The following is a 26,667-nucleotide window of genomic DNA, read 5'->3' as shown; positions in this document are numbered from 1 at the left end:
CCCGTCGCGCAGCCCGCGCCCTCCGGGGCCCCCTCCGCCACCCGCGTCCCCCTCCGCGGTGTCCGGGGCGCCGTCGCCGACAAGCTCTCCCGCAGCCGGCGCGAGATCCCCGACGCGACCTGCTGGGTGGACGCCGACGCGACGGAGCTGATGAACGCCCGTACGGCGCTGAACGCGTCCGGCGGCCCGAAGATCTCCGTCCTCGCGCTGCTCGCCCGGATCTGCACCGCCGCGCTGGCCCGCTTCCCGGAGCTGAACTCGACGGTCGACATGGAGGCCCGCGAGATCGTACGGCTCGACCAGGTGCACCTCGGGTTCGCCGCACAGACGGAACGGGGGCTGGTCGTGCCCGTCGTACGGGACGCGCACACCAGGAACGCGGAGTCGCTCGGCGCCGAGTTCGCCCGGCTGACCGAGGCGGCACGGACCGGGACCCTGACGCCCGGCCAGCTGACCGGCGGGACCTTCACGCTGAACAACTACGGCGTCTTCGGCGTCGACGGTTCCACGCCGATCATCAACCACCCCGAGGCCGCCATGCTCGGTGTCGGCCGCATCGTCGCCAGGCCCTGGGTGCACGAGGGCGAGCTTGCGGTACGGCAGGTCGTGCAGCTCTCGCTCACCTTCGACCACCGGGTGTGCGACGGCGGCACGGCGGGAGGCTTCCTGCGGTTCGTGGCGGACTGTGTCGAACAGCCGGCGGTGCTGCTGCGCACGCTCTGATCACCGGCTTTGCCCGGTCGGGTCCGATCGCTCAGGGCCGTCGGGGCCGACCGGGCCGTGATTGCGCGGCCTCTCCGCGTTCCCTGTGATCGTCGGGGCCCGCATACTCGGGGGGTGACCGCGTACGAGCCCCCGGGCGACCCCGGTACCGAGGCGTTCGACGCCGTCGTGCTCGCCGGAGGCGCCGCCCGGCGGCTCGGCGGCGCCGACAAACCCGCCGTGCGTGTGGGCGGACGGGCCCTGCTCGACCGGGTGCTGACCGCCTGCTCCGGCGCCGGGGCGACCGTCGTCGTCGCCGAACCCCGGCCCACCGCGCGGCCCGTGCTGTGGGCCCGGGAGGAACCCCCGGGTGGCGGCCCTCTCGCCGCACTGGGCGCCGGACTCCGGCACACCACCGCGCCGTACGTCGTCGTCCTCTCCGCCGACCTGCCGTTCCTGGAGGAGGCGACGGTACGGCGACTGCTCGACGCCCTCTCGCGGAGCGCGGTCACCGCCGACGGCGTCCTGGTCACCGACCCCGACGGCCGTGACCAGCCCCTCGTGGCCGTCTACCGGGCCGAGGTCCTGCGCCGTGAGCTCGCGCGGCTCGCCGCCGGGCACGACGGCCTCACCGGGCTCCCCCTGCGGAGGCTGACCGCCGCGCTGCGTCTCACCCGCATCACCGACCCGGTCGCGTCCTTCGACTGCGACACCTGGGACGACATCGCCGCCGCCCGCGCACGGATCAGGGAGCATGGCCACGTGTTGGATGAATGGATTTCCGCAGTCAAGGACGAGCTGGGGATCGACCTCGACGTCGACATCACCGAGCTGCTCGACCTCGCTCGTGACGCCGCGCACAGCGTGGCCCGGCCCGCCGCTCCGCTGACCACGTTCCTGATCGGCTACGCAGCCGCCAAGGCCGGGGGAGGCCCCGAGGCGGTCACCGAGGCCGCGCGCAAAGCGTCCGCCCTGGCCCTCCGCTGGGCCGACGAGAACACCCCCGACGCCAAGCCGGACGCCGGGACCGGTACCGGCCAGAACACCGGCCCGGCCACCGGATGACCGCCCAGGACGCCGAAGAACTCGACGTGGAGGAGGCGCTGGCCGTGGCCAACGACAGGGCCGTCCGGGGGCCGGACGAGCCCCGCTCCTCCCGCGAAGCCCCCAGGACCGGCCAGGCCGACCCGCAGCGGGCCAAGGACCACACCCACCACAGGGCCACCTCCTGGCCCGAGGCCCGAGCCGTCGCCGAACGCGCCGCCCGCTCGGCCGGCCGCCGGCCGCCCGTGTCGGTCACCGTCGACCAGGCCCTCGGCCTCGTCCTCGCCGCCTCCCTCACCGCCCTCACCGACCTCCCCTCCTTCGACACCTCCGCGATGGACGGCTGGGCGGTCGCGGGGCCCGGCCCCTGGGACGTACGGGAGAACGGTGTGCTGGCAGGGCACGCCGATCCAGGGCGGCTCACGGACGGGGAGGCGGTGCGGATCGCCACCGGCGCCCGCATCCCCCTCGACACGACCGCCGTCCTGCGCAGCGAGCACGGCCGCACCGACGACAAGGGACGGCTGTACCCGATCCGGGACCTCGCACACGGACAGGACATCCGCCCACGGGGCCAGGAGTGCCGCAACGGCGACCAACTGCTGCCGCTCGGCACGCAGATCACCCCGGCCGCGCTCGGACTCGCGGCGGCCGCCGGGTACGACACGGTGAGCGTGATCCCCCGACCGCGCGTCGAACTGCTCGTCCTGGGCGACGAACTGCTCACCGACGGGCTCCCGCGCGAGGGCCTGATCCGGGACGCACTCGGCCCCATGCTGCCGTCCTGGCTCCGGGCGCTCGGCGCCGAGGTCACCGCCGTACGCCGCCTCGGGGACGATGCCGCCGCCCTGTACCGGGCCGTGAAGAAGTCCTCCGCCGACCTCATCGTCACCACCGGCGGCACGGCCGCCGGACCCGTCGACCACGTCCACCCCATCCTGCGTCGCATCGGAGCCGAACTCCTCGTCGACGGTGTGAAGGTGCGCCCGGGGCACCCCATGCTGCTGGCCCGTCTCAAGCAGGACCAGCACCTCGTCGGTCTGCCCGGCAACCCCCTGGCCGCCGTCTCCGGACTGTTCACGCTCGCCGAGCCCTTGCTGCGAACCCTCGCCGGACGTCCCGCCCCGGAGCCGTACGCGATGCCTCTGCGGGAGGCGGTGCACGGGCACCCGTACGACACCCGGCTCGTTCCCGTCAGTCTGCGCGGTGACGACGCTGTGCCGCTGCACTACAACGGTCCCGCTATGCTCCGCGGAATCGCCACCGCTGATGCCCTTGCCGTCGTACCGCCAGGCGGCGCCCGCCCCGGTCAGGAGCTGGAGCTGCTCGACCTGCCCTGGGCGACAGCGGGGATCCAGGTGTGTTTCACGTGAAACATCGGTATGGCCGACCGCCCTGCGGCCAACGATGTTTCACGTGAAACAACGGGCAGCCGGGGGCGGAGTACAGCCAGGGGATGTACGTCGAAACGGGGAGTGTTTCACGTGAAACTTCCGGGCCATGATGCGATCGCCCGCAACGCGGACGAGCGTCTGGTGACCCACCAGGTCAAGCTGCCGAAACGTGAGCTCGAACGGCCGATCCGACAGGTCGGCAAGCGGCTGGCGATGGCCTTGTTCGTGCTGCTCGCGACCGCGTTGATCGTCTATGCCGACCGCGAGGGGTACAACGACAACTCCGACGGTTCCGTGGACCTGCTCGACGCGTTCTACTACGCCACCGTCACCCTCTCCACCACCGGGTACGGCGACATCACCCCGGTCAGCGACGCTGCCCGGTTCACCAACATCTTCGTGATCACGCCGCTGCGCGTGCTGTTCCTGATCATCCTGGTCGGGACCACGCTGGAGGTCCTCACGGAGCGCACGCGTGAGGAATGGCGACTGAACCGCTGGAGGGCGGCCTTGAGGGAGCACACCGTTGTCGTCGGCTTCGGGACGAAGGGGCGCTCGGCGATCCAGACCGTCTGCACGACGGGGCTGAAGAAGGAGCAGGTCGTCGTCGTGGACCCCAGTTCCAAGGTCATCGACGCCGCGACGGCCGATGGGTACACGGGGGTCGTCGGGGATGCGACGCGCAGCGATGTGCTGTTGCAGGCCGAGGCGCACAAGGCACGGCAGATCATCATCTCGACCGCGCGGGACGACACCGCCGTACTGGTCACGCTGACCGCTCGCCAGCTCAACCGCGGGGCGAAGATCGTGGCCGCCGTACGGGAGGAGGAGAACGCGCAGCTGCTGAAGCAGTCCGGGGCGGACGTCGTCATCACCAGCGCGAGCGCGGCCGGACGGCTCCTGGGGCTCTCCGTGCTCAGCCCCGCCGCCGGCATGGTCATGGAAGACCTCATCCAGCAGGGCAGCGGGCTCGACATCGCCGAACGACCGGTCATAAAGGCCGAGGTGGGGCGCGGTGTGCGAGAGACCGAGGACCTGGTGGTCAGCGTGCTGCGCGGACATCGGGTGCTCGGCTACGACGATCCGTCCATCGGCCTGCTCCAGTTGACGGACCGTCTCATCACCATCGTCCGTGCCACGCCGAGCACGAAGATCACCCCCGAGACCAAGCACCTGCCGTAGCGGTCGGGCCGACGCCGACGCCGACGCCGACGCCGACGCCGACGCCGACGCCGACGCCGACGCCGACGCCGACGCCGACGGGAGCGGGAGCGGGAGCGGGAACGACGAAGAGGGCGCCTCGGGGACATGTCCCCGAGGCGCCCTCACCGCATGGACCCACTGGTCCGGGCGGACCGCTACTTCCGGTTGTACAGCCGCATCGTGATCGGTCCGAAGACCAGCACGAACAGGGCCGACCAGCCCAGCGTCCAGGCGATCTCCGCGGTCGGCCACTCACCCGCCATCAACTCGCGGACCGCCGAGGCCAGATGTGTGACCGGGCTGTTGTTGACGAACGCCTGGAGCCAGCCCGGCATCGTGCTCGGGTCGACGAAGACGTTGGACAGGAAGGTCAACGGGAAGATCACCATCATGCTGACGCCCATCACGGACTTCTCGGTGCGCAGCATCAGGCCGAACATCGTCCAGATCCACGAGAACGCGAACGAGAAGATGATGAGCAGCACGACCCCGGCGACCACGCCCAGCACCCCGCCGTCCGGGCGGTAGCCGAGGATCATGCCGACCGTGAGCATCACCACGGACGCGATCGCGTAGCGCAGGGCATCGCCCAGCAGATAGCCGACCATCGTCGACGGCCGCCAGATCGGCAGCGAGCGGAACCGGTCGAAGACACCCTTCTCGATGTCCGTGTTGACCGAGACACCGGTGTACATCGTGATCATCACGACCGACATCACCAGGATGCCCGGCAGCAGGAACTGGATGTACTCCTCCGGGGAGCCGGCCAGCGCACCGCCGAAGAGGTACGTGTACATCAGCACCATCATGATCGGGAAGGCGGTGACGTCGAAGAGCTGTTCCGGCACGTGCTTGATCTTGAGCATGGCCCGCCAGCCGAAGGTCAGGGACGCCGACAGGGCGCTGGGACGCGGCGGCCGTTCCCTGGAGATGAGCAGCGCGGCGAGCGACTCGGCGCTGACGGGGGCGAGTTCCTTGTTCTCGGGGGTGGTCACGGTGCTCATGCCGCCGCCTCGTCCTTCGTGTTGACGACCTTGGGGTCGTGGGCCTTCGTGTCGTGTCCGGTGAGGGCGAGGAACACCTCGTCCAGGCTGGGCTGCCCCAGCGAGAAGTTGTCGACGGTGATGCCTCTGCGGGCCAGCTCGGCCAGCGCTCGGGCGGCCGCCTCGGCGGCACCCTGCCCGTTGCCGGACCCCGCGCCCACACGTGCCGTCAGTGCCACCGGGTCCGGCTCCCGCTGCACATCGGCGTCGAGGGCGAGTCGCAGAACCTCCTCGGCCTGCGGCCGCTGGGCCGCGTCGCGCAGCCGCAGATGGACCGAACCGGCGCCCACGGACGCCTTCAGCTCGCCCTTCGTGCCCTCCGCGATCACCTTGCCCTGGTCGATGACCGCGATCCGGGACGCCAGCTGGTCCGCCTCGTCCAGATACTGCGTGGTCAGCAGCACGGTCGTGCCCTGGGCGACCACCGCGCGCACGATGTCCCACACCTGGTTGCGGCTGCGTGGGTCGAGGCCGGTCGTCGGCTCGTCCAGGAACAGCAGATCGGGCGTGTTCAGGATGGACGCGGCGATGTCGATACGGCGCCGCATGCCGCCCGAGTAGTGCTTGACCTGCTTTCCGGCCGCGTCGCTCAGCCCGAAGGCCTCCAGCAGTTGCTCGGCACGATGGCGGGCCGCCCGTTTGTCGTGGCCGAGGAGCCGGGCGAGCAGCACCAGATTCTCGGTGCCGGTCAGGTCCTCGTCCACGGAGGCGTACTGCCCGGTCAGGCTCACCCGACCACGTACCTCGTCGGCCTCCCGGACGACGTCGTGACCGAAGACGTGCGCCTCGCCCCCGTCGGGGCGCAGCAGGGTGGCGAGCATCTTCACCGTGGTCGTCTTGCCGGCGCCGTTCGGGCCGAGGACGCCGTAGACCGTGCCGGCGGGCACGGCCAGGTCGACGCCGTCGACGGCCCGGGTCTCGCCGAAGGTCTTCACCAGACCTGCGGTCTCGATCGCGAGGCCGGACGTCTGTGCGCTCATGTCTGGGTTCCTTCCGCGTGCGGGGCCCGTGTCCGGGGCTACGAGAAGGCAGACCACCGGGACCGCCGAAACTCATCGGTCGCCGCGCGAGGAGTCGGGACTGCTTCGACACCGGGGCGAAGCGCGTCGGCGAGAACCCGTGCGGCCGTGAAGTCCCCACGGTCTCGCCCATGGAGTCCGGGCGCACCTCAATTGGGACCACGGTGGAGGCGGATCGGTCCGGAGGCGCAGGCAGGCCGGGGTCCGGGACGTACCCCGATCGGCACGGCCGCAGGCCCGCCGGCCGGGGACGCGGGCCGACCAGGAAACGCGGGTCGGCCGGGATCGGCGACGTGGAGGTTGGCCGGCATCGGTGACGCCGGTCGCCGGGCCGGGGACGGGGCCGGCTGGACCGGGGAAGCGGGTTGCCGGGGCGGGAACGGGCCGGCTGGGCCGGGGAAGCGGGTCGCCGGGGCGGGGATACGGGTCGCCGGGCCGGCGGATCGGCCGGGGATGTGAAGGTGCGGGGACCGGGGGCACGGCGCGGAGGCCGAGGAGTAGCGTCCCCCTCATGCATGCGATCACGATTCCCGAACCCGGTGGACCCGAGGCCCTGGTGTGGGGCGAGGTCCCCGACCCGGTGCCCGGCAAGGGCGAAGTGCTCATCGAGGTGGCGGCGAGTGCGGTGAACCGCGCCGACCTGCTCCAGCGCCAGGGTTTCTACGACCCACCGCCCGGCGCCTCCCCCTACCCCGGCCTGGAGTGCTCCGGGCGGATCGCGGAGATCGGGCCCGGTGTGGCCGGGTGGAGCGTCGGCGACGAGGTGTGCGCGCTGCTCTCGGGCGGCGGTTACGCGGAGAAGGTCGTCGCCCCGGCCGCCCAGCTGCTGCCCGTGCCCGCCGGTATCGGCCTGACACAGGCCGCCGCGCTGCCCGAGGTGGCCTGCACGGTCTGGTCGAACGTCTTCATGATCGCCCACCTGCGCCCCGGCGAGACCTTCCTCGTGCACGGTGGGTCCAGCGGCATCGGCACGATGGCCATCCAGCTCGCCAAGGCAGTCGGCGCGAAGGTCGCGGTCACGGCGGGTACCAAGGAGAAGCTCGAACAGTGCGCCGCCCTGGGCGCCGACATCCTGATCAACTACCGCGAGCAGGACTTCGTCGAGGAGGTCCGCGGCGCCACGGACGGCCGGGGCGCGGACGTCGTCCTCGACAACATGGGTGCCAAGTACCTCGACCGAAACGTCCGGGTCCTCGCCGTCAACGGCCGCCTCGCGATCATCGGTATGCAGGGCGGCGTCAAGGGTGAGCTGAACATCGGCGCCCTGCTCGCCAAGCGCGCCGCGATCAGCGCGACCTCGCTGCGCGCCCGTCCCCTGGAGGAGAAGACCGCCATCGTCGCCGCCGTACGCGAGCACGTGTGGCCGCTGGTCGACGGTGGCCACGTACGCCCGGTCGTGGACCGGGAGATCCCCATGGACGACGCGGCCACGGGCCACCGGGTGCTGGAGGAGAGCGGCCACATCGGCAAGGTGCTCCTGGTGGTGCCGTAGACCGGCCGGAACACCGTACGAGCCCCTGCTCGGCCCGGCCCCGCCCGACCCGGCTCAGTCCCGCCTCATCCGCAGCCCGACGAAGGCCAGACCGAGGCCCAGGCCCACCAGCATGAGCCCGCTGCCGAGGGACACCACCTGCAGGACGGGTTCCTCGGAGGTCGCGGTGCCGGGCGGGGCGGCGGGGAAGGGCAGTGCGGCGTCCCGCGACGGCTCGGGGGTGGGCTCCGTCGAGGTCGAGGGCACGTACGCGTCCGAGGGCGTGTACGCGTCGTCCTCCGGTTCCACGGGCCCGGCGTCCTGCCGCCCCGGCCGCTCCCGCCCCTCGCCCGCGCGGCTGCCGGCCCAGGAGGTCGTGGGGTCGGGCTCGGCCGCGTACACACGCGGCATGGGCCCCGCCACCAGGACCACGAGCAGTCCCGGGACGAGGACCAGTCCCGTCACGCGCGCCGAGCGGAGCGAAGGAGCCACGCCCCCAGGCTCACACGCCGCGCGCACCCCGGCATCTCGGTCTCCGGCCCGCCGCTGATCCGACCGAAGCCCCCGCCGCGGGCGGTCCGCAAGGCCGCCCTCAGGCCGCCCCGAGCCCGCAGAAGGCCGACCGAGGTCTGCCCAGGGCGGGCAGAAGCCCGACCGATCCCCTGCCCCCAGACGCGCTGGGGCCCGCCGAGGTCCACCTGACGGGCGTCGTCACAGGCCCGCCGACGGTCGGCCTCACCGGTCCCGCTGGCCCGCCGACACCCGCCGCTGTCGGCCCGAGCCCGCCGAGGCCCGTCCCATGGCCCCGAGCCCGGCCGAGGCCCGCCGAAGCCCCCGGCGGTCATCAGCCGCCGCCCAGGGCACGAACAACTGGTACGTAAACGGTGGATCACCCTGTGTGGGGGGCACCAGAGTGATGAGGTCCACGCGTGCGAGAGAATGGCGGCATGGAGATGCCGAGGAACGAACGGTCGCCCGAACAGCCCCAGATCCTGGTCGTGGGCCAGGACGGAATGGCGGTGGGCGGCGCAGGAGACGAGGGCTCCCGCGAAATCCCGGTGACGGAGATGGTGGAACAGCCGGCCAAGGTCATGCGCATCGGCAGCATGATCAAGCAGCTGCTCGAAGAAGTGCGGGTCGCCCCTCTCGACGACGCCAGCCGGGCCAGGCTCAAGGAGATCCACGCCAGCTCGGTCAAGGAACTGGAGGACGGCCTGGCGCCCGAGCTGGTCGAGGAGCTGGAGCGGCTCTCCCTGCCCTTCACGGACGAGGCGATCCCGAGCGACGCGGAACTGCGGATCGCGCAGGCCCAGTTGGTCGGCTGGCTCGAAGGCCTCTTCCACGGGATCCAGACGACACTCTTCGCCCAGCAGATGGCCGCCAGGGCCCAGCTGGAGCAGATGCGCCGCGCACTGCCGCCCGGCGTCGGCGGTCACGAGGGCGACGACGACCCGCGGACGATCGGCCGCTCGGGCGGCCCGTACCTCTAGCCCCTGGCGCCCCCGTCCATACGTACACGAAGGGCCCGGCACGTGAAGTGCCGGGCCCTTCCTATGACGCGTCAGGCCGGGTTGCCCGTCGAGACCTTGAGGATGATCGAGGGCATGTCCTTGGGGTCGACGTCCTCGTCGGCCGAGGGGTACTGCTCCATGACCGTGCCCTGGCCGTACGTGTTCTCGTCGACCTTCTGCACGTCGTACTCCCAGCCCGCGGCCTGAAGGCACTTCTTCACCGAGTCGATGTTCTTGAAGGTGAAGTCCGGCAGCTCGATCTTCTCGGGGTCGTTGTACGACTCCGTGGGCTCCGTGCACGCGGTCGACTCGATGACCTTCGACGTGTCGGGACCCTTGTGCCCCTCGACCACGGTCGGCGAGGCGGACACGTCCGTGCCGCTGTCGCCGCCCTCGGCCTCACTGCCGGAGTTCAGGCTGATCGCCGTGATCAGACCGCCGACCGCGAGGACCGACACGACGATCGCCCCGACGATCACACCCTTGTTGCTCTTCCCGCCCCCGGCACTCCCCGACGGGAGCGACGACTGGTGGGGCGCGATGTTGTACGGCGGCGGGGTGGCCGCCCCCTGCTGCGGCGCGTACGCGGCGGTCTGCGGCGGCGTCTGGTAGCCGCCCTGCTGCGGGTAGCCGTAGGACGGGGCGGGCGCGGGCGTCGGCGGACCGTATCCGCCCGTCGCATGCGGCTGGTACGGCGTCTGGACGCTGCCCGACTGCGGCGCGCCCGTGTGGTCGATCGGTGGGAAGACCGCGGCGGAGACCCCGGAGCCGCTGGACGTCTGCGCGCCCGGCACGATGCTCGGCGCGACGGGCTGGAGGGACGCGGCGACCCGCAGGCACTCGTCCCGCATCGCCTCCGCGCTCGGGAACCGCTCGTTCGGGTTCTTCTTCAGCGCACGGGCGATGATGGCGTCGACGGCCGGCGGCAGGGAACGGTTGATCGAGGAGGGAGCGACCGGCTCCTCCTGAACGTGCGCGTACGCGATGGCCAGCGGCGAGTCCGCCTCGAACGGCAGCCGGCCGGTGGTCAGCTGGAACAGCATGATGCCGACCGAGTACAGGTCGGAGCGGGCGTCGACCCCGCGGCCGAGGGCCTGCTCGGGCGACAGGTACTGCGGGGTGCCGACGACCATGCCGGTCTGCGTCATCGACGTGACGCCCGACTGCATGGCACGGGCGATGCCGAAGTCCATGACCTTCACGATGTTGCGCTTGGTCATCATCACGTTGCCCGGCTTGATGTCCCGGTGGACCAGGCCCATCTCGTGGCTGATCTCCAGCGCCGCCAGCACGTCCGCGGTGATCTTCAGAGCCTTGTCGGCGGGCATCGCGCCGACCTGGGCGACGTCCGCGTCGAGCACCGAACCGAGCGGCTGGCCCTCGATGTACTCCATGACGATGTACGGCGTCGTCATGCCGTCCATCTCGTCCTCGCCGGTGTCGAAGACCGAAACGATGTTCGTGTGGGTGAGCTTCGCCACGGCCTGCGCCTCACGGCGGAAGCGCTCACGGAAGGCCTGTTCGCGGCCCAGTTCGGTGTGGAGTGTCTTGATCGCGACCTGTCGGTCGAGCACGGAGTCGTACGCGAGGTGGACGGAGGCCATGCCGCCCTCGCCGAGCAGGTCACGCAGCTGATAGCGGCCACCGGCTAGCGACCGCCCCGCGTACCGGCCCTGTGCGGCGTCCTGGCTCATCTTCCTGCGTCCCCCATCGGCGCGCGCGAAAGCTGACTGGCGTGGCTCCCGCGATCGGTGATCCCTGATACTGCCGGTGATCCTTTGTGCTATTCCCGGCCAAGTCTGCCCCAGGTCACTGACACGTCAAGCGCGGTGCCCGATCCGTGACCGTACGCGAAAGAAGCGTCGCGGAAGCGTTACAGGGGGCGTACGCCCGGTACACAGAACTTGCACGAGCGAGCGCGCTGCGGGTTTCATGGCCGATCGACCTTTGAATCCACCTTGAATCCGTCGTGAACCCGTCGCGCATCCAACCCGGACCGGCCACTTGCGTGAAGGCTGTAGCGTGGCCGACGGAGACCGTAACAAGTACCGCGCGGACCGCGGGCAGAAACGACGGCGAGGACTGATGGCACAGCAGCAGCGCTCTCAGGGCCCGTCCGACCCCGAGGCGACTGGCGGCGGCATGTCGGACGCGCCGGAGTTGTGGGGCAACGGCGGGCTAGTCGGTGACGGTCGGTACCGGATGACGCACAGACTCGGCCGGGGCGGTATGGCCGAGGTGTTCGCGGCCGAGGACGTGCGCCTCGGTCGTACGGTCGCGGTCAAACTGCTCCGTTCCGACCTGGCCGAAGACCCCATTTCCAAGGCCCGCTTCACACGTGAGGCCCAGGCGGTGGCCGGTCTCAACCACCACTCGATCGTGGCGGTCTACGACTCCGGCGAGGACGTCGTGAACGGCACCCCGGTGCCGTACATCGTCATGGAGCTGGTCGAGGGCCGCACCATCCGCGATCTGTTGATCAACGCGGAGGCACCCGGCCCCGAGCAGGCGCTGATCATCGTCTCCGGTGTGCTGGAGGCGCTCGCCTACTCCCACCAGCACGGCATCGTGCACCGCGACATCAAGCCGGCGAACGTCATCATCACCGACAACGGGGCCGTGAAGGTGATGGACTTCGGCATCGCGCGCGCCCTGCACGGGGCGTCGACGACGATGACGCAGACCGGCATGGTCATGGGCACGCCCCAGTACCTCTCCCCGGAGCAGGCGCTCGGCAAGGCCGTCGACCACCGCTCCGACCTGTACGCCACCGGCTGTCTGCTCTACGAACTTCTCGCGCTCAGGCCGCCGTTCATCGGCGAGACGCCGCTGTCGGTGGTCTACCAGCACGTCCAGGACATCCCGACCCCGCCCTCGGAGGTCTCGGACGGGGCGGCGCCGCCGGAGCTCGACGGGCTCGCCATGCGCGCTCTCGCCAAGGAGCCGGACGACCGGTTCCAGACGGCCGAGGAGATGCGCGGCCTGGTCCAGTACGGCCTGCAGATGCTGTACGACCAGGGCAGCCACACCGGCACCTGGAACACCGGGCCCGTCACCGTGCACGACGGCCGGCACACACCGCCGGGCGGTATGTCCGGTACGACGGTCATGCCGCACCCCGGGGAATCGGGCACCTCGCAGATCGCTCAGCCGATCCTGCCCGGGTACGGCGGCGGTGGCCGGGACGACGGCGGTTTCGAGGGGCACGGCAACCGGGGCGGCGGCCGCGGCAAGCTGTGGATCCTCGCCGTGCTCGCGGTGATCGCGATCTCGGCGGGCGTCGCGCTGGCGATGAACAACAACGGCGAGGGCACCGGCGGCGGCCGTGGGACCACGAAGTCTCCGACGGCCACGGCGTCCAACAAGGACAAGGACGCCACCGCGTCGCCCAGCGACGAGGCGACCGAGGAGGAGACGGAGGAGAGCACCGGCTCGGGCGACAACCCCGACTACACGCCGTCGTACACGCGGTCCCCGTCCTTCAGCCAGTCGCCGACGCAGAGTCAGCCGACGGAGGAGCCGACGGAGGAGCCGACGACCGAGGAACCGACGACGGAGGAGCCGACGGAGGAGCCGACGACCGAGGAACCGACCGACGACGGCGGCGGGGACGCCGCCGGGGGCCTGACGGTCGGCGGAGGCGACGGCGAGGAGTGATCCGGTGGCGTGAGTGGAGTGGCCCTCGCCGGGCTCACTCCACGAACGTCGGCCCGCTGCGGCGCCGGGCTCACTCCACGAACGCCTCGCACACCGCGTCGTACTCCCGCGTCCACCACACCACCAGCGCCGAGGCCGCGGGGAACTGCGGGTCGGCGCGGGTGTCGCCGCGCTCGTAGTGCCAGCGCAGCATCCAGAAGTCGTTGAGCCGCTCCCACCACACGCGGTGCACGGCGGCCGCGAGTTCGGCCGGGGCGGCGCCCGTGGAACGCCGGTACGCGCGCGCGTAGGACCGTACTCTCGCCAGGTCCAGGGCGCCGACCGGACGCACGAAGAAGATCACCGCCGCCCGGACCGCCTCCTCCGCGCGCGGGTGCACCCCGAGCCGGTCCCAGTCGAGGATCGCGGCGGGCACATCGGGCACGTCGTCCCGGTAGAGCACGTTGAACGGGTGGAAGTCGCCGTGCACCCACCCCACCGAACCGCCCCTGGGCGGGCGCCGGTCCGCGTGCCGCTCCAGCAGCTCCCGCCGCTCCAGCAGACGATGCCGGGCGAGCGCGTCGAAGGCGTCGGCCGGCCGGTGCCGCCGTACCCGGTCGAGCAGAGCGTCGATGAGGGCGAAGGTGCCGACGGGGTCGGCGCTCTCGGACCCGGCGGGACGGGCGCTCTCGGACCCGGTTTCCGGGCTCGCGGACCCGGCGGTCTCCGCGCCTCCAGAAACCCCTACGGCCCCTACGGCCCCTACGCCGCCCGCGCGGCCCTCGACACGAGACGCGGTGGGCGCCCTTCCCGGGCTCTGCCGCTGGGCCGGGATCAGCCGTTTCCGCACCGATGCCACCGTCACCACCCCCTCCTGGGCCGGCATCACCCGCTCCAGGCACGCGTGCACGACGCCCAGGAGCGCCCCCAGGCGCCCGCACTGCCCGGGGGTGAGCTGGCCGCCGTGCCGGTGTCGGCCGTCGATCCACGGGTGCAGGGCGTAGGCGTGGCCGCCGACGACCGTGACGGTGTGCCCGTCGCGCCCGGCCAGGGGCGGGGCCACGGGCACGCCCAGGTCGGCGAGGCGCTGGGTGGCCCGGTGCTGGCGGACGATGGCGGCCGGGTCGGCGGTCTCGGGGTCGAAGTGGTGCTTGAGGAAGTACCGGCCGCGGGTGGTGGAGAGTCGGTAGCCGCGGTTGAGGAGTCCCTCGTCGACGGGTTCGCAGGTCAGTGCGGACCCGGCGGCGTAGCGCTCCAACAGAGGGCCCAGAGGGGGCGCGTGGAGCACAGGGGGTGGTACAGATGAGCGCGACACGCGCCAGATGTTAGGGCACGTGTCACGCCGCTGACCTCACGCTTGTCACACGCAGTCGTTACCGATCACACAGTGCGCAGATCCGAACTGTGGCTCGACGCGCAGACATACGGGCCGGGCGGCCGCCGGGCCCGAGAGGAACAGGGCGGTCCGATCGTGTTCACGTATGGAGCAACTTCCACAGGCGATCTCGCGGCCCGCGTCCGGCGAAGTCTTCCCGTGGCCGGGGTGGCCGGGATAACGTGCCGGTGTTCCGGCCCCCTGCCAGGCTGTGACCAGTGCTGTGACCAGCGGCTGTTCCCTACGGACGCGACTTACTTGGACCCCCTAGTACCGAATTACTTGGAAATCCAAGGAAAATCGCAGGTCAGTAGGGGTTTCACAGGAATGTGGAGCACTGGGTAACGTGCCTTGTGCAGGGCGCTCGCCGGGGCACCTGTCACGTCTGTTCCCGGCCAAGGGCACCCACCCCGTGCACGGGTTACCGGGATCAGGCGAGCCGCACTGGTCTTTCGGCAACCCCGAGGGCCGGACCGACGGAGGAGCACACGTGACCGTGGAGAGCACTGCCGCGCGCAAGCCGCGACGCAGCGCCGCAGGCAAGACCGGCACCACCGGCAGCAAGGCCGCCGGCACCGCCGGGACCAGGCGCGCCCCTGCGAAGAAGCCGACCGACGCGCAGCCCCAGCTCATTCAGCTGCTGACGCCCGAGGGCAGGCGCGTCAAGAACGCCGAGTACGACCCGTTCGTCGCCGACATCACCGCCGACGAGATGCGTGGTCTGTACCGCGACATGGTGCTGACCCGCCGCTTCGACGCCGAGGCCACCTCCCTGCAGCGCCAGGGCGAGCTGGGCCTGTGGGCCTCGCTGCTCGGCCAGGAGGCCGCCCAGATCGGCTCCGGGCGGGCCACCCGCGAGGACGACTACGTCTTCCCGACCTACCGTGAGCACGGCGTCGCCTGGTGCCGCGGAGTCGACCCGACCAACCTGCTCGGCATGTTCCGCGGTGTGAACAACGGCGGCTGGGACCCGAACAGCAACAACTTCCACCTCTACACGATCGTCATCGGCTCCCAGGCGCTGCACGCCACGGGCTACGCCATGGGCGTCGCCAAGGACGGCGCCGACTCGGCGGTCATCGCCTACTTCGGCGACGGCGCGTCCAGCCAGGGCGACGTCGCAGAGGCGTTCACCTTCTCCGCGGTCTACAACGCGCCGGTCGTGTTCTTCTGCCAGAACAACCAGTGGGCCATCTCGGAGCCCACGGAGAAGCAGACCCGCGTCCCGCTGTACCAGCGCGCCCAGGGCTTCGGCTTCCCGGGCGTCCGCGTCGACGGCAACGACGTCCTGGCCTGCCTCGCGGTCACCAAGTGGGCGCTGGAGCGTGCCCGCCGGGGCGAGGGCCCCACCCTGGTGGAGGCGTTCACGTACCGCATGGGCGCCCACACGACCTCGGACGACCCCACCCGCTACCGCCACGACGACGAGCGGGTGGCCTGGGAGGCCAAGGACCCGATCGCGCGTCTGCGCGGTTACCTGGAGTCCGAAACGGACACGAACGAGGGATTCTTCGCGGAACTCGAAGCGGAGAGCGAGGCGTTGGGAAGGCGAGTGCGCGAAGTGGTGCGTGCCATGCCCGACCCGGACCACTTCGCCATCTTCGAGAACGCGTACGCGGACGGACACGCGCTGGTGGACGAGGAGCGCGCCCAGTTCGCCGCGTACCAGGCGTCGTTCGCCGATGTGGACGTAGAGGAGGGCAAGTAGCGATGACCACGCAGACAGCCGCGCAGGCGGCCGGGCAGACCGCCGGGCATTCCGCCGTGAAGAACATGGCGATCGCCAAGGCGATCAACGAATCGCTGCGCAGGGCCCTCGAAGCCGACCCCAAGGTCCTCGTCATGGGCGAGGACGTCGGCAAGCTCGGTGGTGTGTTCCGGGTGACGGACGGCCTTCAGAAGGACTTCGGCGAGGAGCGGGTGATCGACACCCCGCTCGCCGAGTCGGGGATCGTCGGCACCGCCATCGGCCTCGCTCTGCGCGGGTACCGCCCGGTGGTCGAAATCCAGTTCGATGGCTTCGTCTTCCCCGCGTACGACCAGATCGTCACCCAGCTCGCCAAGATGCACGCGCGCTCGCTGGGCAAGGTCAAGCTCCCGGTCGTCGTCCGTATCCCCTACGGCGGCGGCATCGGTGCGGTCGAGCACCACTCCGAGTCCCCGGAGGCGCTGTTCGCGCACGTGGCGGGCCTGAAGGTGGTCTCGCCGTCGAACGCGTCGGACGCCTACTGGATGATGCAGCAGGCCATCCAGAGCGACGACCCGGTGATCTTCTTCGAGCCCAAGCGGCGCTACTGGGACAAGGCCGAGGTCAACCCGGAAGCCATCCCCGGCCCACTGCACAAGGCCCGTGTCGTCCGCGAGGGCACCGACCTCACGCTGGCCGCGTACGGCCCGATGGTGAAGCTCTGCCAGGAGGTCGCCGACGCGGCCGCCGAGGAGGGCCGGACGCTGGAGATCCTGGACCTGCGGTCGGTGTCCCCGCTGGACTTCGACTCGATCCAGGCGTCCGTGGAGAGGACCCGCCGTCTGGTGGTGGTCCATGAGGCCCCGGTGTTCTTCGGTTCGGGCGCGGAGATCGCCGCCCGCATCACCGAGCGGTGCTTCTACCACCTGGAGGCCCCCGTCCTTCGCGTCGGCGGGTACCACGCCCCTTATCCGCCGGCCCGCCTGGAGGAGGAGTACCTGCCGAATCTGGACCGGGTGCTCGACGCCGTCGACCGCTCGCTGGCGTTCTGAGGAGAGGTCCGTGACGACGATGACAGACACGTCTCCGCGCGAGTTCAAGATGCCCGACGTGGGCGAGGGACTCACCGAGGCCGAGATCCTCAAGTGGTACGTCCAGCCCGGTGACACCGTCACCGACGGCCAGGTCGTCTGCGAGGTCGAGACGGCCAAGGCCGCCGTCGAACTGCCCATCCCGTACGACGGTGTCGTACGCGCGCTGCACTTCCCCGAGGGCACCACGGTCGACGTGGGCACGTCGATCATCGCGGTGGACGTGGCGGGCGGCGCGACCCCGGCCCCGGCGTCCGCCCCTGCCTCGGCACCGGCACCGGCAGCGGCCTCGGGCGAGGAAGCCGCGCCCGCCGCAGCTGCCGCGCCCGCCGCGAAGCCCGAGCCGACGGCCAGGAAGATCGAGGGCCGTAAGCCGGTCCTCGTCGGCTACGGGGTCGCCGAGTCGTCCACGAAGCGCCGCCCCCGCAGGGGGGTCCCGGCCGCGGCAGCGCCCGCCGAGGACACGCTGTACGCGGCCACCGCGATCCAGGGTGTCCAGGGTGAGCTGAACGGGCACGGTCACGCCTCCGGCGGGCAGCGTCCCCTGGCGAAGCCGCCGGTCCGCAAGCTGGCCAAGGACCTCGGTGTGGACCTGACGACGATCACCCCGTCCGGCCCGGACGGCGTCATCACCCGCGAGGACGTCCACGCGGCCGTGGCCCCGCCGAAGGCCCCGGAGCCCGTGGTGGAGGCGGCCCCGGCCCAGGCAGCGCCCGCCGTCGCCCCGGCGCCGGTGGCGTCGTACGACGGGGCGCGGGAGACCCGTATCCCGGTCAAGGGGGTCCGGAAGGCCACGGCGGCGGCGATGGTCGGCTCGGCGTTCACCGCGCCGCACGTCACGGAGTTCGTGACGGTCGACGTGACGCGCACGATGAAGCTGGTCGATGAGCTGAAGCAGGACAGGGACCTGGCGGGCCTGCGGGTCAATCCGTTGTTGCTGATCGCCAAGGCCCTGCTCGTGGCGATCAAGCGCAACCCGGACATCAACGCCTCCTGGGACGAGGCCGCCCAGGAGATCGTGGTCAAGCACTACGTGAACCTGGGTATCGCGGCGGCCACCCCGCGAGGCCTGATCGTCCCGAACATCAAGGACGCCCACGCGAAGACGCTGCCCCAACTGGCCGAGTCCCTGGGCGAGCTGGTCTCCACGGCCAGGGAGGGCCGGACCTCCCCGGCCGCCATGCAGGGCGGCACGGTCACCATCACCAACGTCGGTGTCTTCGGCATCGACACCGGTACGCCGATCCTCAACCCCGGTGAGTCCGCGATCCTCGCGGTCGGCTCGATCAAGCTCCAGCCGTGGGTCCACAAGGGCAAGGTGAAGGCACGCCAGGTCACCACTCTGGCGCTCTCCTTCGACCACCGGCTGGTGGACGGGGAGCTGGGCTCGAAGGTGCTGGCGGACGTGGCGGCGATTTTGGAACAGCCGAAAAGGCTGATCACGTGGGCCTGAGGTCCTCGACCGGATAGGCTCGCTGTGAAGGGGCCGGTCGCAAATTCATCTTGCGACCGGCCCCTTCTGCTGTGGCTCGGCTCAGTGCCTGCCTGTCAGCGCTGGTTGAGCACGTACACCGGTGCCCCGTCCCCCGTCGCGCCACGGGGGTGAATGCAGGCGTGCTTGCGCAGCATCCGGAGACATTCGTTGACGCGGTGCACCGACAGCCCCGTACGGGCGGCGATCTCCTCCAGCGGCTGACGCAGCTCACCCTCCTCGACGAGCACCGGGGCGATCACCACGGCCACCGTCCACACGTCCTCCGTCACGGACAGCCGCTTCCGCCAGTCGGCCAGCACGGACTCCGTGGTCGGCTGCGCCGGGAACCCGGGGGCGGGTGCCGGCCGGTCGAGCGCGAGGGTGTCGAGCCTGTTCGCGATGCGTTCCATGGCCTGGGCGATGGCTTGTTGGGCATTCAGTGTCGCGAGCTGTGTCTCCACCATGGTGCGCTGCATCTCCACCATGGTCTGCTGGGTTTCCACCATGGTCCGCTGGGTCTCCAGCGACTCCCGTTGCAGAGCGAGTGCTTCCTGCTGCGCGACGGCGAGCTGTTCGTCCGCCTGAAGGTTGCGCTCTTCGAGCCGGACGATGGCCTCGGCGACCTGTTCGGGCATGGCGTACGCGACGGGGGCGCCCGGCTCGGCGGGCTGAACCTCGGCCTCTTCCAGGGTGTAGGAGCCCTCGCGCTGAACGGTCTCGATCACCTCCGCGACCCACTTCTTGAAGGGTGCGCACTCAGGTTTGGTGCAGGCGCTGACGAGAAGGATCAGCCCTTGGAGATCGATGAGATTCAGGTCTCGGCGCCACTCACGACCTGCGGGAACGCTGAGACAGTGACCTCCAGTCACTGTCTCAAGAATGTCTCGATGCTCCTCTGGGACATGGTCGAGGAGAGCTTTTCGCGGCGTGGTGTAGCCCAACTGCTTGCAGACATCCACAGCCGGGAACCAGTGGGTCCCGTCCGGCATGGTCAGTCGGCGGACTCGGGCTCCGGTAGCCGCGTAGACGAAGTCGCCGACGTCGAGCGCGTCCTGCTGCGTGCGCGGGTCGGGTTGGTGCTTGCTGGGTTCGATCATCTGAACCACCTCCGCTGCGGAACGTAGGGCGGAGGAATTCGAATATGCCAGCCAGATAAACGATGTTCACCATTGCGAGGGAAGGTTGGCTGTTCGGCTTGCGATTCCGGCGAGCAGCACGAAGGGGGCCGTCGCTTGCGAGCGGCGGCCCCCTTCCTCGTGCTGGTGCGGTTACAGCGTGGCGAAGCCGTAGTCCATCAGCTTCTTCACGTCCGCCGTGCGGTTGGTCGCGTTGGAGGAGGTGAGGACGGTGCCGACGATGGTCTTGCCGTTGCGGGTCGCGGCGAAGACGAGGCAGTACTTGGCCTCGGTGCCGGAGCCCGTCTTGATGCCGATCGTGCCTTTCCAGCCGAGAAGGTCGTTGGTGTTGTTCCACGTCGCCATGGTGCGGGTGGTGCCGGACGCGGTGATGGTCTTCGCCGTGTACGCCTTCGTCGCCACGATCGTCTTGAACGTCGAGTTCTTCATGACGTTGCGCGCGAGCTTGGTGAGGTCACGCGGAGTCGAGGCGTTCGCGCCCTTGCTGATGCCGTCGAACGAGTCGAACTTCGTGTTCGTCATGCCGAGACTCTTGGCCGTGGTGTTCATCTTGGCGATGAAGTTCTTGGTGCGGGCCGAGACCGTCGAGCCGGAACCGAACTTGTCGGCCAGCGCCATCGCGGCCTCGCAGCCCGACTTCAGCATCATCCCGTACAGCAGCTGACGGACGGTGACCTTGTCCCCGACGATCAGGTTCGCCGACGAGGCGCCATTGGCGACGATGTAGTCGCTGTACGCCTTCTTGATCGTCACCTTGGCGTTGAGGTCCAGGTTCGACTGCGACAGCACGACCTTGGCGGCCATGACCTTCGTGGTGGAGGCGGTGAGCCTCTTGGTGTCAGCGGCCTTGGTGAAGAGAGTCTGGCCATTGGCACTGTTCATCACGAACCCGCCCTTGGCGGTGATCGTGGGCTTCGCGGGGGCGGCCTGCGCGGGAGCGGAGCCGACGACCCCGGTCGCGATCATCGCGCCGGTCGTCACGACGACTGCAGCGGCTCTGCGGACACGTACGCCCTTTATGGCGGTAATCAAGTCAAGTACCCCGATTGCGTCAAATGTCTGTGGAGCGCGGCCACTTGGTCTCCGGTTGCGGGCAAGCGGGGCCGCTTCTCGTGTGACAAACGAGTAGCACAAAAGGATGTGCTCCGGGTGGCGCGGGGGTCAATTCAAGTCCACCTCACACTCCTCCGACAGGTTTACGGTGGGTTTTCGTCCGGATCGTGGACGACCGCCACGCATGGGTACGTGTTGTATCTAAGCTGTGGGCATGCCCTCCGCCCCGGCTCCCGCCCCCGCCGTGAAGCAGCCCCCCGCCGCCGACCGTGTCTACGCCCACGTCAAACAGGGTGTGCTGGAGCGCCGTTACGAGGGCGGCACGCTGCTCACCGAGGGCGAGCTGGCCGAGGCGGTCGGGGTGTCCCGGACGCCGGTGCGGGAGGCCCTGCTGCGGCTGGAGGTCGAGGGGCTGATCAGGCTCTATCCGAAGAAGGGCGCCCTGGTGCTGCCCGTCTCCGCGCAGGAGATCGCGGACGTGGTCGAGACCCGGCAGCTGGTCGAGGAGCACGCGGTCCGCAAGACGGTCCCGGCCTCGCCGCGGCTGATCGCCCGGCTGGAGGAACTGCTCGAACAGCAGAAGGCGCAGGCCGCCGTCGGGGACCTGGCGGGCGCCGCCGTCACCGACCGCTGTTTCCACGCCGAGATCGTCCGCAGTGGCGGGAACGAGATCCTGTCCCGTCTCTACGACCAACTCCGCGACCGCCAGCTGCGGATGGGCGTCGCCGTGATGCACGCCCACCCGGACCGCATCACCAAGACGCTCGTCGAGCACGAGGAGATCCTCCAGGCGCTGCGCGCGGGTGACGCGGAGGCGGCCGTGGCGCTCGTGCACCGGCACGTCAGCTGGTTCTCCAACCTTGCGCGGGGAGAGGTCCGTTGAGCCGCCCCGCCCTGGAGTCGTCCGCCGGGTCCCTGCCCGGAGACCCGCCCGGCGGCCGTCGCGCCCTCGCCGTCTGGGGTGTGGGCGTCTCCGTCTACTTCGTCGCCGTCATCTTCCGTACGTCGCTGGGCGTGGCCGGCCTGGACGCCGCCGACCGCTTCCAGGTGGGCGCCTCCGCGCTGTCGACCTTCTCGATACTCCAACTGCTGGTCTACGCGGGCATGCAGATACCCGTCGGCCTGCTGGTCGACCGGCTCGGCACCAAGAAGGTGCTGACCCTGGGCATCCTGCTGTTCACGGCCGGCCAGATCGGCTTCGCGCTGTCGCCGTCGTACGGCACGGCGCTGGCGTCGCGCGCGCTGCTGGGCTGCGGCGACGCGATGACGTTCATCAGCGTGCTGCGGCTGGGCAGCCGCTGGTTCCCGGCCCGGCGCGGACCGATGGTCGCGCAGATGGCGGGTCTGGTCGGCATGGCGGGCAACCTGGTCTCGACGCTCCTGCTGGCCCGGCTGCTGCACGGGGTGGGCTGGACGATGGCGTTCGCGGGCAGCTCGGTCGCCGGCCTCGTCGTCCTGGTCCTGACCCTGCTGTTCCTGAAGGACCATCCCGAGGGGCACGAGCCGGAGCCGTTCCCGCACCGCGGGGCCGCGTACGCACGGCGGCAGATCGCGGCGTCCTGGCGGGAGCCCGGCACCCGGCTCGGGATGTGGGTGCACTTCACCACGCAGTTCCCGGCGATGGTGTTCCTGCTGCTGTGGGGGCTGCCGTTCCTGGTCCAGGCGCAGGGCCTCAGCCGCGGCACCGCCGGTGAACTGCTCACCCTCGTCGTCCTGTCCAACATGGTCGTCGGACTGGTGTACGGCCAGATCGTCGCCCGGCACCACGCGGCGCGGCTTCCGCTGGCGCTCGGCACGGTCCTCATGACGGCGGCGGTGTGGGCGACCGTGATCCTGTACCCCGGCGAGCACGCGCCGATGTGGCTCCTGGTCGTCCTCTGCGCGGTTCTCGGCGCCTGCGGCCCGGCCTCGATGCTCGGCTTCGACTTCGCCCGCCCGGCGAACCCGCCGGAGCGTCAGGGCACCGCCTCCGGGATCACCAATATGGGTGGTTTCGTCGCTTCCATGACCACGCTCTTCGCGGTCGGCGTCCTCCTGGACCTGACCGACGACGACTACCGCATCGCCTTCTCCGCGGTCTTCGTCCTCCAGGCCCTCGGCCTCACCCAGATCCTCCGCCTGCGCGGCCGAGCGGCCCGCCGCGAACGGGAACGGCTGGTGGCGAGCCGGGTGGAGACGGTGCACGTACCGGTGTGAGGGCCCGGCTTTCGGAAGCCCGGTGGCCCGGCCGGTTACACGGTCACCGCGAACGCGTGCAGGATCGCCGCGATCAGGTGAGGGTCGCCCTCCGCCTTGATGCGGTCGGCGACGAGGTCGGCGGTGACGCGACCGCAGGCCAGGCGGACGTAGGTCTCCCAGTCGAGGGTGAGGGTGGCGGCGGGGCCGAGGGCGGGAGTGGTCTCCAGGGTGCCGCGGCCCTGCATGTCGACGCGGACGGTACGGATGAACTCCACCGGGCCGTGCACGTCGAAGACGACGGCCGAACTGCGCGGCGCCTGCGCGTCCTCGGCGACGACCTTCGGCAGCACGGCCAGCAGCTCGTCACGGACGACGAGCGCGCCCGGCGAGTCCAGGTTCCCCGGCCGGCCCAGCGCGGCGCGCAGGTCCTGTTCGTGGACCCACACGTCGAACGCGCGGTTCCGCATGGCCTGTTCGAGGGTCTGTTCCGTGCCGAGCGGACCACGGATCTTGCGCCCCGGGTCCCGCGACTCGTTCCGCAGCTGACGGTTGCGCCGGATGATCGTGTACTCCAGCTCGGAGGTCATCTCCGGCGCGGTGTGGTGACGACGGGCGTCGACCTGCATCTCCATGTACCGCTGGTGCTCGGTCCGTACGTGGTACAGGTCGCGCGGGAGGGTGTGGATCGGCCGCGGGTCGCCGAGCATCTCGCAGTCCAGGCCGATGACATGCGAGACCACATCGCGCACCGACCAGCCGGGGCACGGCGTCCGCCGGTTCCACTCGCCCTCCACGAGCGGCGTCACCAGCTCGGATATCGCGTCCACGGAGTGGGTCCAGGCGTCGGCGTAGGGCTGAAGAGTGGGATGCAGACTCACGGAACGGGACCCCTCGGGCGGTCGGTACCTGTCAGTACGGTCGGTGCGTATCGGTATGTGGGTGGCGGGTTTCAGTAAGGGCGTCGGCGTTGACGGCGGTGAGTGGGCGTCGGCGGCTGTCAGTGGGTGTTCTGAGACGTTAAGTTACGCTGCTGTGAGGCACCCCGGCAGTGCTTTGGTGTGACGATCGTAGGCCGGTGTGGACGGCTCGAATGCCAGGACGGTGGTAGTGTGCGCGCCTCGCTCATCCAGATCGGCGTAGACGAGGACGAATCGGTCGATTCGCGCAGACGGCGTGTGGCCTCGCTGGTACAGGACCAGGCCGGTGCCGATCTCGTCGTCCTCCCGGAGCTGTGGACCACCGGCGCATTCGCGTACGAATCCTTCACGGCCGAGGCCGAACCGCTTCAGGGGCCGACGTACGAGGCGATGGCCAAGGCGGCGAGCGACGCGGGCGTGTGGCTGCACGCGGGCTCGATCCCCGAACGTGATCCGGATGGACTTCTCTACAACACCTCCCTCGTCTTCTCACCTTCCGGCGACCTCGCCGCCGCCTACCGCAAGATCCACCGTTTCGGCTTCGACAAGGGCGAGGCCGTGCTGATGGGCGCGGGCGCGGAACTGGTGACGCTCCGCCTCCCCGAGACGACCATCGGCATCGCCACCTGCTACGACCTCCGCTTCCCCGAGCTGTTCCGCGGGCTCGTCGACGCGGGCGCCGAGACGTTCGTGCTGTCGGCGGGGTGGCCCGAGCGGCGGCGGTCGCACTGGACCCTGCTGGCGCAGGCGCGGGCCGTGGAGAACCAGGCCTACGTCCTCGCCTGTGGAACGGCCGGTACGCACGCGGGAGTTCCCCAGGCCGGTCACTCGATCGTGGTCGACCCCTGGGGCGAGGTGCTGGCGGAGGCGGGCCCCGACGAGGAGGTCCTCACGGTGGAGTTCGACCCGACGAGGGTGACGACCACGCGTGAGCAGTTCCCGGCGCTGAAGGACAGGCTGCTGGGACTGGAGCCACCGCTCCGCTGAACCCCGCCGGCCGTCACCGTCGGGCTCGGCCGGCCGCCCTCTCTGTCTGTCGGTGTCCTCTCCGTCAGTCGTCCCGCTCCTTCTCCGCCAGATTGATCACGCACACCGTCACGGCGATCAGCAGCGCCGGATCCGCGTCGTCCCGTACGACGTCGAGGCCGTAGGTCTCACGGACCCGCAGCCATCGGCGGGAGATGTGCGCCAGGAGTTCGCCGTCGTACTCGATGACGAACTCACGGTCGAGGATCTTGCCGCTGACATCGAGTTCGGTGCCCTCCGCCAGGGAGACGCGGTAGTGGTTGCGCAGGAGGGACAGGCGTTTGCGGCGGACGGTGGCGAGGGGCTCGCCGCCCCGTTCGATCACCATCGTGTCGCGCAGGGCGAACATCTTGCGGCGGATGTCGATCAGTACCTGCCCCTGGGTGTCCTTCAGCTCGAAGGTGTCCCGCAGCCGCATGGCCTTGCCGTCGACGAGGAAGGCCTTTCGGCCGTGCTCGTCCTCGATCCAGTAGTCGTCACCGATGCCGAGGAGCCGGTCGCGCACGAGGAATCTCATACCTTCAGGCGTTCCCCGGTGCCCGTTCCGAAACGTCGCCTGTAGGCCGAAGGGCTCAGTCCGGTCCCCTGGCGCAGGCGGGCACGCAGGCCGGTCTCCTGGCGCAGGCGGGCACGCAGGTTCGCGGCGGTCCCGGGTCCGCCCCGCTCGGCGACCACGTCGAGACGTTCCTCGCCGCGTTCGACGAACCGCCGGGCCAGGGCCACGCGTTCCCGATGAGCCAGGCCAGGGGCGTCGTGCCGAGCTGAGTGCGGAAACGGCGGTGCAGGGTGGCGGGCGAGACGGCCGCGCGTGCCGAGAGGTCGGCGACGGTGAGCGGTGTGTACGCCCCGGTCCGCGCCGCGATCCTCGTCATCGAGCCCTCCGGCACCCCCACCGGCGACATCGCGGTCGTGGAGTCCGTCCGCCACCGGCCTACCCGGCGATGGCCGCCGCCGGAGACCGACCGTGAGGCCGAGTCCGTCGCCCACCGCACGCGGCCGCCGAAGTCGCTCCCGGCAGCGTGCGGTGGGACGTCGTACGCGTGCTCGAACCGCCACCAGCAGCAGAGCTGGGGGCGTGCCGGTCCGGCTCACGGATGTGGGCGGACCGGCTGCCGCTGGTGTGGGAGAGGAGGGACAAGGGCCTCCCGGTCCGGGTGCCCTGGTACCCGTAGTACGCCTAGTAGTGCTTGGTCAGGTTGGTATCGCTGTGGGTATGTCGCGGTGACAGGTGGGGCAGGCGCCGGTCCAGACCGCGAGGAGTAACTGCATCTCGCGGACGACCTGGTAGAGGCTCAGGCCGGCGCCGTCCCTTTTGGGGTCCGGGCCAGTCGCTGGAGCGTGCAGAAGGCGTGGGCGGCGGAGACGAGGGTGACGTGGTGGTGCCAGCCGTTCCAGGTGCGGCCCTCGAAGTGGGCCAGGCCCAGGGCCTGCTTCATCTCGCGGTAGTCGTGCTCGATGCGCCAGCGGAGCTTGGCCAGCCGCACCAGCGTGGTGAGTGGAGTGTCGTCGGGCAGGTTGGAGAGCCAGAACTGCACCGGCTCCGGCTCGGTGGCGGGCCATTCGGCCAGCAGCCAGCACGCGGGCAACTCGGCTCCCTCGACGGCCTTGCGGATCTCGCGTCCGGCGGGCCTGATCCGCAGTGCCACGAACCGCGAGTACATCCGCTTGAACCCGCTGCGGCCGCTGCCTGGGCGGGAGCCCTCCCGC

Annotated in this window: 23 protein-coding genes and 1 pseudogene; 13 read left to right on the top strand and 11 right to left on the bottom strand. The window is 70.5% G+C overall.

The features are described from left to right. The 4 genes from AWZ10_RS12910 to AWZ10_RS12895 form a co-directional block, all read left to right on the top strand. A partial coding sequence (locus AWZ10_RS12910) for a dihydrolipoamide acetyltransferase family protein (protein WP_167365946.1) occupies positions 1-723 on the top strand: 723 nt, incomplete at its 5' end. Between the two features lie 114 nt (positions 724-837). Continuing rightward, entirely contained in the window at positions 838-1,767 is a 930-nt protein-coding gene (locus tag AWZ10_RS12905) for an NTP transferase domain-containing protein (RefSeq protein WP_060891122.1), read from the top strand. Beyond that, positions 1,764-3,119, top strand: coding sequence for a molybdopterin molybdotransferase MoeA (locus AWZ10_RS12900; RefSeq protein WP_046703114.1), 1,356 nt, complete (start codon positions 1,764-1,766; stop codon positions 3,117-3,119). The genes AWZ10_RS12905 and AWZ10_RS12900 overlap by 4 nt, the downstream gene beginning before the upstream one ends. A gap of 102 nt (positions 3,120-3,221) precedes the next feature. Continuing rightward, a complete protein-coding gene (locus AWZ10_RS12895; RefSeq protein WP_173531452.1) occupies positions 3,222-4,322 on the top strand; it encodes a potassium channel family protein in 1,101 nt (366 codons plus the stop codon). A 176-nt stretch (positions 4,323-4,498) separates the two neighbouring features. Here the strand turns inward: AWZ10_RS12895 and AWZ10_RS12890 are convergent, their stop codons facing one another. Next, entirely contained in the window at positions 4,499-5,347 is an 849-nt protein-coding gene (locus AWZ10_RS12890) for an ABC transporter permease (RefSeq protein WP_046703112.1), read from the bottom strand. Beyond that, positions 5,344-6,366 carry an ATP-binding cassette domain-containing protein gene (locus tag AWZ10_RS12885; protein WP_046703111.1) on the bottom strand — a complete coding sequence of 341 codons (1,023 nt, stop codon included), beginning with the start codon at positions 6,364-6,366 and terminating at the stop codon, positions 5,344-5,346. The genes AWZ10_RS12890 and AWZ10_RS12885 overlap by 4 nt, the downstream gene beginning before the upstream one ends. A 550-nt stretch (positions 6,367-6,916) precedes the next feature. On the opposite strand from AWZ10_RS12885, the gene AWZ10_RS12880 reads away from it, so the two are divergent. Further along, positions 6,917-7,897, top strand: coding sequence for an NAD(P)H-quinone oxidoreductase (locus AWZ10_RS12880; protein WP_046703109.1), 981 nt, complete (start codon positions 6,917-6,919; stop codon positions 7,895-7,897). 54 nt (positions 7,898-7,951) lie between these two features. Here AWZ10_RS12880 and AWZ10_RS12875 read toward each other — a convergent pair whose 3' ends face one another. Beyond that, positions 7,952-8,368 (bottom strand): hypothetical protein, encoded by a 417-nt coding sequence (locus AWZ10_RS12875; RefSeq protein ID WP_060891121.1) that lies wholly within the window; start codon positions 8,366-8,368, stop codon positions 7,952-7,954. A 455-nt stretch (positions 8,369-8,823) separates the two neighbouring features. Between AWZ10_RS12875 and AWZ10_RS12865 the strand changes: the two genes are divergently transcribed. Continuing rightward, positions 8,824-9,366, top strand: a complete 543-nt coding sequence (locus tag AWZ10_RS12865) for a bacterial proteasome activator family protein (protein ID WP_037689775.1) — start codon at positions 8,824-8,826, stop codon at positions 9,364-9,366. Between the two features lie 71 nt (positions 9,367-9,437). Here AWZ10_RS12865 and AWZ10_RS12860 read toward each other — a convergent pair whose 3' ends face one another. Next, on the bottom strand, positions 9,438-11,081 hold the full coding sequence (locus AWZ10_RS12860) for a protein kinase domain-containing protein (protein ID WP_060891119.1): 1,644 nt from the start codon (positions 11,079-11,081) through the stop codon (positions 9,438-9,440). A 391-nt stretch (positions 11,082-11,472) separates the two neighbouring features. On the opposite strand from AWZ10_RS12860, the gene AWZ10_RS12855 reads away from it, so the two are divergent. Beyond that, on the top strand, positions 11,473-13,044 hold the full coding sequence (locus AWZ10_RS12855) for a protein kinase domain-containing protein (RefSeq protein ID WP_079104353.1): 1,572 nt from the start codon (positions 11,473-11,475) through the stop codon (positions 13,042-13,044). A 70-nt stretch (positions 13,045-13,114) separates the two neighbouring features. Here the strand turns inward: AWZ10_RS12855 and AWZ10_RS12850 are convergent, their stop codons facing one another. Continuing rightward, positions 13,115-14,338 carry a phosphotransferase gene (locus AWZ10_RS12850; RefSeq protein WP_060891118.1) on the bottom strand — a complete coding sequence of 408 codons (1,224 nt, stop codon included), beginning with the start codon at positions 14,336-14,338 and terminating at the stop codon, positions 13,115-13,117. A 550-nt stretch (positions 14,339-14,888) separates the two neighbouring features. Here AWZ10_RS12850 and pdhA point away from each other — a divergent pair. From pdhA to AWZ10_RS12835, 3 genes are read left to right on the top strand one after another with little or no spacing between them, the layout of a single operon-like run. After that, positions 14,889-16,106, top strand: coding sequence for a pyruvate dehydrogenase (acetyl-transferring) E1 component subunit alpha (pdhA, locus tag AWZ10_RS12845; protein ID WP_060891117.1), 1,218 nt, complete (start codon positions 14,889-14,891; stop codon positions 16,104-16,106). A gap of 2 nt (positions 16,107-16,108) precedes the next feature. Beyond that, positions 16,109-17,137: an alpha-ketoacid dehydrogenase subunit beta gene (locus AWZ10_RS12840; protein ID WP_046703104.1), complete on the top strand. Its 1,029-nt coding sequence runs from the start codon at positions 16,109-16,111 to the stop codon at positions 17,135-17,137. A gap of 10 nt (positions 17,138-17,147) precedes the next feature. Next, complete coding sequence (locus tag AWZ10_RS12835; protein ID WP_060891116.1) at positions 17,148-18,629, top strand: dihydrolipoamide acetyltransferase family protein; 1,482 nt, start codon at positions 17,148-17,150, stop codon at positions 18,627-18,629. Between the two features lie 95 nt (positions 18,630-18,724). Here AWZ10_RS12835 and AWZ10_RS12830 read toward each other — a convergent pair whose 3' ends face one another. Further along, positions 18,725-19,747, bottom strand: a complete 1,023-nt coding sequence (locus tag AWZ10_RS12830; RefSeq protein ID WP_060891115.1) for a BRO-N domain-containing protein — start codon at positions 19,745-19,747, stop codon at positions 18,725-18,727. Positions 19,748-19,918: 171 nt separating this feature from the next. Then, positions 19,919-20,767 carry a D-alanyl-D-alanine carboxypeptidase family protein gene (locus AWZ10_RS12825; protein ID WP_046703101.1) on the bottom strand — a complete coding sequence of 283 codons (849 nt, stop codon included), beginning with the start codon at positions 20,765-20,767 and terminating at the stop codon, positions 19,919-19,921. A gap of 286 nt (positions 20,768-21,053) precedes the next feature. Here AWZ10_RS12825 and AWZ10_RS12820 point away from each other — a divergent pair, with 286 nt between their 5' ends. Both AWZ10_RS12820 and AWZ10_RS12815 read left to right on the top strand, forming a co-directional pair. Next, on the top strand, positions 21,054-21,722 hold the full coding sequence (locus AWZ10_RS12820) for a GntR family transcriptional regulator (RefSeq protein WP_060891123.1): 669 nt from the start codon (positions 21,054-21,056) through the stop codon (positions 21,720-21,722). Then, positions 21,719-23,035: an MFS transporter gene (locus tag AWZ10_RS12815; RefSeq protein ID WP_060891114.1), complete on the top strand. Its 1,317-nt coding sequence runs from the start codon at positions 21,719-21,721 to the stop codon at positions 23,033-23,035. Before AWZ10_RS12820 ends, AWZ10_RS12815 begins: the two co-directional genes overlap by 4 nt. Positions 23,036-23,070: 35 nt before the next feature. On the opposite strand, the gene AWZ10_RS12810 is transcribed toward AWZ10_RS12815, so the two are convergent. Then, positions 23,071-23,895: a maleylpyruvate isomerase family mycothiol-dependent enzyme gene (locus tag AWZ10_RS12810; RefSeq protein ID WP_046706366.1), complete on the bottom strand. Its 825-nt coding sequence runs from the start codon at positions 23,893-23,895 to the stop codon at positions 23,071-23,073. Positions 23,896-24,126: 231 nt separating this feature from the next. On the opposite strand from AWZ10_RS12810, the gene AWZ10_RS12805 reads away from it, so the two are divergent. After that, positions 24,127-24,921: a carbon-nitrogen family hydrolase gene (locus AWZ10_RS12805; RefSeq protein ID WP_060891113.1), complete on the top strand. Its 795-nt coding sequence runs from the start codon at positions 24,127-24,129 to the stop codon at positions 24,919-24,921. 64 nt (positions 24,922-24,985) lie between these two features. Here AWZ10_RS12805 and AWZ10_RS12800 read toward each other — a convergent pair whose 3' ends face one another. The 3 genes and pseudogenes from AWZ10_RS12800 to AWZ10_RS12790 form a co-directional block, all read right to left on the bottom strand. After that, positions 24,986-25,477, bottom strand: a complete 492-nt coding sequence (locus AWZ10_RS12800; protein WP_046706368.1) for an LURP-one-related/scramblase family protein — start codon at positions 25,475-25,477, stop codon at positions 24,986-24,988. Further along, positions 25,474-25,793, bottom strand: a pseudogene (locus AWZ10_RS47610) (helix-turn-helix domain-containing protein); the annotation flags it as partial. The pseudogene AWZ10_RS47610 and the gene AWZ10_RS12800, both read right to left, overlap by 4 nt. Positions 25,794-26,252: 459 nt before the next feature. After that, a partial coding sequence (locus AWZ10_RS12790; protein ID WP_159058262.1) for a transposase occupies positions 26,253-26,667 on the bottom strand: 415 nt, incomplete at its 5' end.

Origin of the sequence: Streptomyces europaeiscabiei (assembly GCF_001550375.1) — a bacterium.
In the GTDB taxonomy this organism is placed as follows: Bacteria; Actinomycetota; Actinomycetes; order Streptomycetales; family Streptomycetaceae; genus Streptomyces; species Streptomyces europaeiscabiei.
Note: the sequence above shows the minus strand (reverse complement) of the source record. Positions and strands in the feature narration are given on the sequence as shown.

Bases quoted from the DNA above. Each gene is read 5' to 3' on its own strand.
- AWZ10_RS12855 (WP_079104353.1), top strand. From the start codon at position 11,473: ATGGCACAGCAGCAGCGCTCTCAGGGCCCGTCCGACCCCGAGGCGACT.
- AWZ10_RS12800 (WP_046706368.1), bottom strand. From the start codon at position 25,477: ATGAGATTCCTCGTGCGCGACCGGCTCCTCGGCATCGGTGACGACTAC.
- AWZ10_RS12860 (WP_060891119.1), bottom strand. From the start codon at position 11,081: ATGAGCCAGGACGCCGCACAGGGCCGGTACGCGGGGCGGTCGCTAGCC.
- AWZ10_RS12865 (WP_037689775.1), top strand. From the start codon at position 8,824: ATGGAGATGCCGAGGAACGAACGGTCGCCCGAACAGCCCCAGATCCTG.
- AWZ10_RS12890 (WP_046703112.1), bottom strand. From the start codon at position 5,347: ATGAGCACCGTGACCACCCCCGAGAACAAGGAACTCGCCCCCGTCAGC.
- AWZ10_RS12885 (WP_046703111.1), bottom strand. From the start codon at position 6,366: ATGAGCGCACAGACGTCCGGCCTCGCGATCGAGACCGCAGGTCTGGTG.
- AWZ10_RS12880 (WP_046703109.1), top strand. From the start codon at position 6,917: ATGCATGCGATCACGATTCCCGAACCCGGTGGACCCGAGGCCCTGGTG.
- AWZ10_RS12900 (WP_046703114.1), top strand. From the start codon at position 1,764: ATGACCGCCCAGGACGCCGAAGAACTCGACGTGGAGGAGGCGCTGGCC.
- AWZ10_RS12840 (WP_046703104.1), top strand. From the start codon at position 16,109: ATGACCACGCAGACAGCCGCGCAGGCGGCCGGGCAGACCGCCGGGCAT.
- AWZ10_RS12830 (WP_060891115.1), bottom strand. From the start codon at position 19,747: ATGATCGAACCCAGCAAGCACCAACCCGACCCGCGCACGCAGCAGGAC.
- AWZ10_RS12820 (WP_060891123.1), top strand. From the start codon at position 21,054: ATGCCCTCCGCCCCGGCTCCCGCCCCCGCCGTGAAGCAGCCCCCCGCC.